Origin of the sequence: Phytoactinopolyspora endophytica (assembly GCF_004138495.1) — a bacterium.
Classification (GTDB): domain Bacteria; phylum Actinomycetota; class Actinomycetes; order Jiangellales; family Jiangellaceae; genus Phytoactinopolyspora; species Phytoactinopolyspora endophytica.
Map to the genome: position 1 here is coordinate 425,191 of NZ_ML142852.1, position 8,741 is coordinate 433,931.

Consider the following 8,741-nt stretch of genomic DNA (forward strand, 5'->3'; position numbering starts at 1 on the left):
CGAACCGTAGATCAACGCGTACTCATGGGGGTGCTGGTGTGCCCATTCACGCACCGCCCGGAACACCGCGAGCCAGCGGCCGAGGAAATCATCACGGGCCACTGCCGCCTCGGCCACGTTCGCGGCCCTGCCGATGCCTTCGTACGCATCGGTGATCAACGCCGTTAGCAGCGCATCCCTGCTGGGAAAGTACCGGTACACAGCGGACGAGGCCATTCCGAGCTCACGTGTCACCGCTCGTACCGAGAGACCGTCGGCGCCGTGGTCGGCCAGGTGCTGACGGGCGACGTCCTTGATCTCCCTGATCAGCTCTCGCCGAACACGCTCACGAATCCCATGAGTCGATGCCATGACAGCAGTGTGCCATACGACGAGAACGACGCACCAAAGCGAGAGCACTGATCTTGACAGCGCCTCCACCGAGGAGCACACTGAACTCAAACGAGAGCAGTGCTCACATATTGGAGGCACACCATGTCCCTGCACGTCGTCGTCGGCGCCGGCACTATCGGCCGAGCCACAGCCCTCGAGCTGGCGGCCTCCGGCCACCAGGTCCGCGTCGTCACGCGGTCAGGTACGGGACCCTCGCACCCAGAGATCCAACCGGTGAGCGCCGATGCCACCGACAATGCCTCCCTGCGTCCGCACGTCACCGGCGCTGAAGCCATCTACAACACCGCGTCTCCGCCGAGCTACCAGCACTGGGAGACGATGTGGCCACCGCTGGCGTCCGCGCTGCTGCAAGCGGCCGAATCAGCCGACGCGGTTCTGGTCACCATGAGCAACCTTTACGGCTACGGCCCGGTCGATGGGCCGATCAGCCGCGACCACCCCCTGATCGCCACCGAGCACAAGGGGCGGTTGCGTGCCCGGTTATGGCACGACGCCCTGGCCGCGCATGACGCGGGCCGGGTCCGCGTCGCTGAAGCCAGAGCGTCGGACTTCATCGGCCCTGGCGTCGGGCCGAACGCCGGCATGATCACGCGTTACGGCCTCGCCGCCGTGGCGGGAAAGCCGGTGTCCATGTTGAGCGACCCCGACGTCCCGCACAGCTGGACATACGTGCCCGACGTCGCACGCACCCTGAGTGTGCTCGGCACTGACGAACGGGCATGGGGGCACGCGTGGCACGTCCCCTCCCCGCCGCCGGTCTCGCCACGCGGGGTGGTGGCACAGGCCGCTGAGCTTGCCGGAGCAGCCCCACCTCGTGTTCGCAGGATTCCACGGGGGTTGTTGCGACTGCTCTACCCGCTCTCTCCGCTGCTGCGCGAAGTGGGTGGTGTGTTGTACCAGTGGGACCGGCCCTTCGAGATCGACGCGGCCGCGACCACTGACCTCTTCGGCCTCCGACCGACGGCATGGGATGAGATCATGAACAGCACGACCAAAGCCTGGCGACACCGCCGAGACGACCGGAACACTCGACAATCGGACCAGACAAGCTAGAGTGGCGCGGCGTGAAGGGGGAATCCGCGCCGGCATCTGTGAGATCGTCGGCAATGGCAGCTCGTGAGGAGTCATAGTGAAACTGCTCGAGGAAATCCCCTCAAGCACGACGCCACGGCCGTCAGGCCGGCGAGTCCTCGCCACGATGACGGTCACGCTGCTCGTCGTCGTCGGCGCAACCGTGGCCGGCTACACATTGCTGATGGGTGGCGGCGATTCCGACGAGGACGCGCCGGTCGAGATGTCCAGCTGGGTGGAACAGGCGACCGCGACCTGCGTGACCGTCGCCGAGGAGAACTCCATCCTGACGCAGGGCGAGGATGCCAAGCTCGCCCCTGAGAACATCTCCGACGTGGCGGCCGGCGTCGACGCACTCGTGGTGGCACTCGACGACCTTCCGCCCCTATCGAGCACAGACGACGCAGAGCAGGTCGAGGCCGCTATCGCCCTCGGCACGCCCGCGCACGAGGCGTGGCAAGAGCTGGCGAACTCCGACGACCCTTCAGGCGGTGACATCGAGAACGCGTCTGAGCTCACGAGCACTTTCGTCGCCGGACTGGTCGACCTTGGCGCCAACTGTGCCATCCTGGACTAGGACTCGACGCCGCCAGGCCCCGCAATTCCAGGTCACCACGGCTTCCGCCTCTCATCCGCCGAGACGCGAGGCGTGGTCGCCATCGACGAACCGGGCCGGGTACGCTAATCCGGCAGGTTATAGTCGGCCCTCGTAGCTCAGGGGATAGAGCACCGCTCTCCTAAAGCGGGTGTCGTAGGTTCGAATCCTACCGAGGGCGCACGAAACATGGGCAACGTCGCCGAGCGGTCAGCTGGTACTCGAAGCGGGGTACCAGCTATGACCGTGAAGAGACGGAGGTTCGACTCTCTTCAGCTGGGCGATACTGGGATCGAACCAGTGACCTCTTCGGTGTGAACAAGGAAACCACATCCGCGCAGGCACCACTGATGCACATTTACCCAGGTCAATGGCCCGACATGGCCCAGGCTCGCCCTGGCTGACCCAGGCAGGTGCTTCTGGTTCGCCCGCCGCATCACCTCAGGCCGGTCGCCGGGCTAGCTCCAATACGCACGCATCATGCGCCGCGTAATCCTGCTAGCCGACTCTTCCAAGTGGCACAGCCGCAGCGTCGAAAGTGATGGCGCTCGGCGACGTGACCATCATCATCACCGACGACGAACTCCCATAAGACGTACAGAACCCGCATCAAGGATACGGCGTCGAGCTACACATCGCGTGACACAGACCACGAGCGCCCTCCCGTGGACGGGAGAGGAAGTCCACAATGCGTGGAACAAAGTTGGCACGCTCGTAGCCAACGAACTCGAATCGTAACTACCGCCTGGAGAGGGCGTCATGCCCGGGCCATCGGCACCTGCGCTGACCTGCCGCGACGCGCCCTCACCGACCACACGAGCGGAGACTTGGGCACGTATTTGAATCGGCCACCCGAGCACCACCGATGACAGTAGAAGATTATCGGACCTCAAGGCCTCGGTTCGATGCGGCTGGTTTCTATCTCCTTCCTACTATCCACGTTGAGGCAGAGTATGGCTCCGAGGATCGAGCGAGTGACCTCTTCGGTGTGAACCATGGACGATAACCTCCACTACCTGCGCAAACAACACACCCGCAGGTAGAACAGCTCCGTTCAGAGCAGTTGGCCGCCGTTCCACGCCCTTCAACGCACGGATCTGCTCCCAAATTGCTCCCATCCATGCTCCCACTCCTCCCATACCTGACTTCAGGTCTACCGCTGAATTGGGCTCCGCCGGACGTTGCCGCGCCCCGGCGCCCGGGCCTTCCCGCGAGGGATGTCATGGGGCGTGGCGACTCCCTGCTTCGGCGAACCCAGCAATGCCTTGACCTCATCCGACGTTGGGCGGTACCCGTTCCGGATGCATGCGCGCCAGGGCCTGTAGCCACGGTCATAGCCAGCGCGCATGGCCGGATCTTCGGGGTCGAGGTCGGCGAACAACACCTGGGGCGACCCATCTGGGCGGCCCCGGACCAGCCATCGATCATCGGGCGAAGCTACGCACGATACGGCTGCTCTCGACGCGACGCCGGGCGCAGCGAACGCGATCCACATCCCCGTCAGCAACGCGTGCGCCATGGATCGACTATCACCAAGCGGCTCGGCTGGCCCATCGTCGTAACTGGCCAACAGCACACAATCGGTCCCGAGTGCCTCGTACTCGATGAACACCTCCGGCATGTTGGCCTCGATGCACAATGCGCAGCCGAAACGCAACCCATCGATCTCGAAAACACTCGGATGATCACCCGCTGCATACATGAACGCAAACTCAGTAGGTGAGAGATACCGCTTGTCGTAACGGCCCACCAGGTGCCCCGTCTCGCTGATCACGTACAGGCTGTTGAACGGTCGCTCGCGTTCGGCCACCCGATGGACCGAGCCGACCACAGCCCACAGACCCACATCACCGGCGTGCCCGACTGTCGCGGCGAGTTCCTCCTCCAACACCGCCCAATCGACCCGTGACCAGTCCGACTCCGCCACCCGGTCCGGATCACGCGACATCACCCGCTTATGCGGGTACGACGACAGCGCACCCTCCGTGAACAGGATCAACCGAGCCCCACCCTCGGCCGCGCTCGCCATCAGCTCCCGAACCCGTCTCCCCTGCTCACGAATCGACATCCCATCCGGGGTCTGCGTCCCCACACCTTGCGCCACCGCAATCCGAATCATCGCCATGTCGCGTGATCATCGCACCCACAACCGACGCTCACTGAGCGGCCTGCCGATGACGAACATCAACACGCCGCCTAGGCCCAGGACCGTGGCAAGGTTCTGCGGACCACCTCGCACTGTGCCTCCATCGGAAGTGGCATCGATCCCAGGGTCGCATCCTCGCGCCGTGGTGGTCATGGCTCCAAACTTTTCCGGATCTCGGCGATGGTTCCATCGAGCTCCTCGATCACCTTCTGCCACTCTTCGTCATGGATAGGCCTGCGGTTGACGCGAGGCATCGGCTTCCGTGTCTCCTTCTGAAGCTGGAGAAGGAGTTTCATGCTTGCCTGCCAAGTCTCCTTGATCGCTAGGTCAACCCGCGGATCAATGAGTGTCTCGCTTGGACCGGTGCGCGACAAGTTGAACGAGCCGAACAAGCCGTCGAGCAAGTGAACGACTTCTTTAGAGCCGTAGAGTCGGACTCGCGCCTTGAGGTCTCTGATCTGATCGCGAAGCGAGTCCTCTCCGTCTTCGATTTCGCCATCCGCGTAGAACAAGCCATTGCGCTCCATCAGTCTCATGAGGTCGTCGTAGCATTCGGTCCGGCGATCGCGGAGCCACTGCCGATGCTCCCAACGGCTTGTGATCCTCGGAAGTACCAGCGACGCTGTAACCGCCCCCAGTGCCACTACGCCCGACACAATCACGCTAAGCATGGCCACCTGCTCAGCAGTAGCGTTCGGGAGCCAGTCCATGTCGCTATACCCCTTGGACGCCGGATGCGGAGCGCACAAGCCTATCCGGCGCGCCGACCCAGAACGGCCGAGGCGCGCTTACACCGGACTCGAAACTCGCTCAGCCCCCGGCGAACCAGACCAACCGCTCTGAGCGGCAAAGTCATGAACAGAAATGAGAAGCGCACTCAACGTCCGCCTGACCTGCCACAACGCCATCAACCCACGGCCAAGGCGGCCGCCACAGCCGCAACAAGACACTGGAGACAAGAACTTCGTGCATCGAGGCTTTGCCCGTGGGTTCGGTGGACAGCCACGCGTCAAGCCGCCATCAGCGCACCTCGCCGCGTGGGCGCGCCGACTTGGCCGGTCACGACGCTGAGCGCTGGGTACACGGCCCTCCGCCCGAGCACAACACACACGATCCCCCGATCGACAGTGGCGATCGGAATCCGACTTACGCGCCAGCTCGTCGTCCCTGCCTCACGCCTGTGAACGCGTCTTGCCGATCAACAGCATCGAGATGTAGCTCGAATCCGAACGTGCTTCCGGCTTCTCCTAGTGCGTTGGATTCGTCCGCAGATCACAATCGCGATCCAGACGCCCTCTCCTGCACCTATGCGCCGACTGACGCCCAACTCTATGTGAAAGCCGGCTATGGCCGTTGCCAGAGTGTAGCTGTGGGCTTCTCTCTCGTGCGCGTAGAGCCGTCACGACCAAGCGAGTCAGTACTCGTCGAAGTACGACTCCGCGGCTCGGCGAATCTGTGCTAGTCGCTTCGAGACAGGACTGTGGTTTGCATAGCCAAGTACATCAGCGATCTCGGTCTTCTTCGTCACACCGCTGTTGAGCAGTACGACGATCTGCTGGTTCCGCGCATCCAGCAGCGTGAGGAAGTCATTGGTGACCAGATTGCCCAGCACCTCGCTCTCCGGTCCCTGGACCGGGATGGTGTCAGTCAATTCGACGAATCTCACCGTGACCTTGCGTCGCTTGCCGTACAGCTTGCGTTCAAAATCTTCACGTGCGTACGACCAGTGGCTGGAAAAGTCGTCCTCGACCCGATGGGAGCGGACCGCGTCCAAGATGCCGCGCAGGTGGCCGGCCTGGTCTGCCGCCAACACCGTCTCGACCACGGCATCGTGGGCATCGTCCTCGCCGAACCATACAGGCCCGCCCGTCCGCGGATTGCCAGCCACAGCGCCGGCCAGCACGCTGCCGTCCTCAAGGGTGACCGGACCAGGAGTCTTACCCTTGTCCACCTCAGGGAACTCACGCAGCCGGCCCTGAATCGCGGCGGTGACCGCGGGCACCCAGAAGTCCAGGTTGTGTGCAAGCAGCCGGATCGGATCATCGGCCGAGAACCCCTTCATCTTCGACCCCGGCATCAGGTGCGGCCACACCGTCCACGCCCAAGCACGGGCAAGCCGGAACTCGAAGTCGGGCGGCAGGAAGTCGTCGATGCCCGCGTCGTCAGCAACGAACGGCCATTGGCCACCACGCAACAACGGCAGTCCGAACATGTCCAGGACGCGCTTGGACAGCAAGTGAAACAGCGGTGCGTACTCGAAGTACCGCATCGGTGTCCGCGGCACGAACATGACATTGACATCCCCGAGGTCAGCAACCTTAGCCATCGATTCCGGCAGGTCGTCCACATCAAAGAATCGACGCCGGAACTGGGCCGCCTCCCACAGCATGTTCCACTGGGCGACCGCAAGGAACTCCCGATCCGAGGTGTGAGGCGTCGAGAGCGTCACATACTCCGGTGAAGCCGGTTCGAGCGGACGGACCACACCGGCAAACACGAATCCAGCCGAGATGTTCCGCAGGTACGGGAACTCCTCAGGGGAAGCCTCGGCCTCGGGCAGAAACACACTGTCGCGGCGCCACGCCAGCATCTCCGCCGCCGTTGGCTCACGCTCGTCGCTCACCTCGTCCTCCGTCGTCCGATGCACTGTGCGCTGACCGGTCCGTTCGTCGATATGAGTCATACCTACATCACGACAGTCTCTACCGAAATCGTTCCGAACGCGCCCCGACAGCACAGGACGTTGCCGCTGCTACACCTACTACGCGTGATCTTCGGCCACGTCTGGCAGTGTTGGTTGGTGTGCGGGTGGCGTAAACAATGATGGCGCGCAGTGTCGATATGCCGAGGGCGCTGGTGGATGATCACCTTTCGGGTCGGCTGGTGATCCTTGGCAGGCTGGGCATCCAGAGAACTAGGAGGTCGCGGTCGACACCGCAGCTGCGCGGTCTTGGACGTAGCAACGCGCATCCCTTAGCGATTGACCTTCTGCCGCCGAGTGTCAAGCCCGACCATGTGTCCACATTCCGGCCTGCGGCCTGTGGTTCGGTACCTTGATGACATTTTGCGTAGGTTTCTCTACCTTGACACGGCCGCCCTCACCCAGTACGTGACCGCGTTGGAGGGCGGGTTAATCACCGAGTCCACAGCACGTTCGATACGATCCGGGGTTTGCCGCGGCGGCATCGATGCGAGGGTCGTCAACGCCGGCGGCGAGAAGTCGCGCTCGGACGAGGAGTCGCGAACACTGTCCGACACGGACGAGGCGCGGTTCGAACGGCTTCTTCGAGCCGCTCTCGCCGAACCGGAAGGTCTGGACTGGATCGAGGTCACGCAGCCCGACACGGACCTCGAGGGGATCGGCATCGGTGCGATGGTGTCGTGGGAATGCGAGATCTACATCCCAGAGATCATCCGTGCCCTTGCCCGATCAGGTGAAGCGTCGGATGCCATCAGCATGATGCGTCATCTGCTGCCAGCGGCCGAGCGCCTGGGGCTGGACACCAATGGGCTGCCGGATGATAAGGAGCTGGGGGCCGTCTCAAGTTTCATCGACGGCATGAACGCGAACATGCTTATTGTCGGCGAAGACGACGACTCGGACTGGCGCATTGCCGGTCAGCTGACCGATGAATTCATCCGCGCGGACGTCGAGGGCAGGGCACGCGTCGTCGGGTAGGTCTCGAAGATCGTTCCTACCGGCCGGTGGAAGCCATTCCTAACGTTCCCGGGCATGAACCTGGTACCGCGGGAAGAGCGGCGGAAGATGGAGCGACAGGCACCCGCACCTGGCAAGGAAGACGAGTATCTTGAAGGCCCGGCCCTCATGCTCGATCTGCTTGCTCTCTATCGCTAAACGTGCACCTGCATAGCCTCCCGTGACCAGGGAGGTAGCCATCACGTATGAGCGTCCCTTACCGCACGCTGAACGCGCACATCACACTTGCCGCCAACAGCGGAGGGCGGTGGCCGTTGGCGGCTGTCGATGTAGCAAGGAGACGGCTTCCGTGACGCCCAGGCAGCTTTCGCCGCGAGCCGGGAGTCCGCTATATCCGATACTCGCACTTGATGTCCGCCAGCGAGTAGATGAGGCACCATCTGCTCGCCCATGTCGCCGAATCCCACGATCGCGATCGTTGCCATGCGTCTAGCTCCTATTCGATACATCTGTGCTCACGGGCACAAATGGGGAAGGTCATGGGGATTACGCCAACATCCCCGTAGCACTGAGGCCGATGCGCGAGAGGTCAAGTTTGCCGAGCGTCATCGTCTTCATCGCGGTGATCCTTTCGGGTGGCGTCGGGCGAAATCCCAGACGATGGCACTGGCATCCGGGCCGGCACGATCAGTGAAGAGGCCGTCGCCGGCAGGGCCCGGCCAGGCATGCCCCATATCGCGGACGAGGTACGACTCGACGACAGACGCACCGTCCGGCGTGGTGATGGTGGTGTGAGTGTACGCATGCCTGCCCTCTTCCGCAGGCACCGTCGTCGTTTCTTCAAGCAGGTCCAGGCTGTCGTTGAGCAGACCGTCGTC

Annotated in this window: 9 protein-coding genes, 1 tRNA gene and 1 pseudogene; 5 read left to right on the plus strand and 6 right to left on the minus strand. The window is 63.2% G+C overall.

All coding sequences use genetic code 11. From position 1 onward, the window contains the following. The coding region (locus ELR45_RS37395; protein ID WP_205856340.1) for a TetR/AcrR family transcriptional regulator at positions 1–351 on the minus strand (351 nt) is incomplete at its 3' end. Positions 352–474: 123 nt separating this feature from the next. Between ELR45_RS37395 and ELR45_RS10340 the strand changes: the two genes are divergently transcribed. The 3 genes from ELR45_RS10340 to ELR45_RS10350 all read left to right on the plus strand — a co-directional run bounded on the left by ELR45_RS10340 (position 475) and on the right by ELR45_RS10350 (position 2,240). Then, positions 475–1,446: an NAD-dependent epimerase/dehydratase family protein gene (locus tag ELR45_RS10340; protein ID WP_129665652.1), complete on the plus strand. Its 972-nt coding sequence runs from the start codon at positions 475–477 to the stop codon at positions 1,444–1,446. A gap of 76 nt (positions 1,447–1,522) precedes the next feature. Next, complete coding sequence (locus ELR45_RS10345) at positions 1,523–2,041, plus strand: hypothetical protein (RefSeq protein WP_129665654.1); 519 nt, start codon at positions 1,523–1,525, stop codon at positions 2,039–2,041. 126 nt (positions 2,042–2,167) lie between these two features. Beyond that, a tRNA-Arg gene (locus ELR45_RS10350) sits at positions 2,168–2,240 on the plus strand. Between the two features lie 972 nt (positions 2,241–3,212). Here ELR45_RS10350 and ELR45_RS10355 read toward each other — a convergent pair. From ELR45_RS10355 to ELR45_RS10365, 3 genes are all read right to left on the minus strand, one after another. Then, positions 3,213–4,184, minus strand: a complete 972-nt coding sequence (locus tag ELR45_RS10355) for a carbon-nitrogen hydrolase family protein (RefSeq protein WP_129665656.1) — start codon at positions 4,182–4,184, stop codon at positions 3,213–3,215. Between the two features lie 170 nt (positions 4,185–4,354). Further along, positions 4,355–4,915, minus strand: coding sequence for a hypothetical protein (locus ELR45_RS10360; protein WP_129665658.1), 561 nt, complete (start codon positions 4,913–4,915; stop codon positions 4,355–4,357). A gap of 704 nt (positions 4,916–5,619) precedes the next feature. Next, on the minus strand, positions 5,620–6,888 hold the full coding sequence (locus ELR45_RS10365; protein ID WP_205856341.1) for a hypothetical protein: 1,269 nt from the start codon (positions 6,886–6,888) through the stop codon (positions 5,620–5,622). Between the two features lie 381 nt (positions 6,889–7,269). On the opposite strand from ELR45_RS10365, the gene ELR45_RS10370 reads away from it, so the two are divergent. Continuing rightward, positions 7,270–7,884: a DUF6414 family protein gene (locus ELR45_RS10370; RefSeq protein ID WP_129665660.1), complete on the plus strand. Its 615-nt coding sequence runs from the start codon at positions 7,270–7,272 to the stop codon at positions 7,882–7,884. A gap of 54 nt (positions 7,885–7,938) precedes the next feature. Beyond that, a complete protein-coding gene (locus tag ELR45_RS42060; RefSeq protein WP_276320667.1) occupies positions 7,939–8,061 on the plus strand; it encodes a hypothetical protein in 123 nt (40 codons plus the stop codon). Between the two features lie 41 nt (positions 8,062–8,102). Here ELR45_RS42060 and ELR45_RS42635 read toward each other — a convergent pair whose 3' ends face one another. Further along, a complete protein-coding gene (locus tag ELR45_RS42635) occupies positions 8,103–8,372 on the minus strand; it encodes an NAD(P)-binding domain-containing protein (protein ID WP_129665662.1) in 270 nt (89 codons plus the stop codon). A 105-nt stretch (positions 8,373–8,477) separates the two neighbouring features. Continuing rightward, positions 8,478–8,741, minus strand: a pseudogene (locus ELR45_RS34940) (hypothetical protein); the annotation flags it as partial.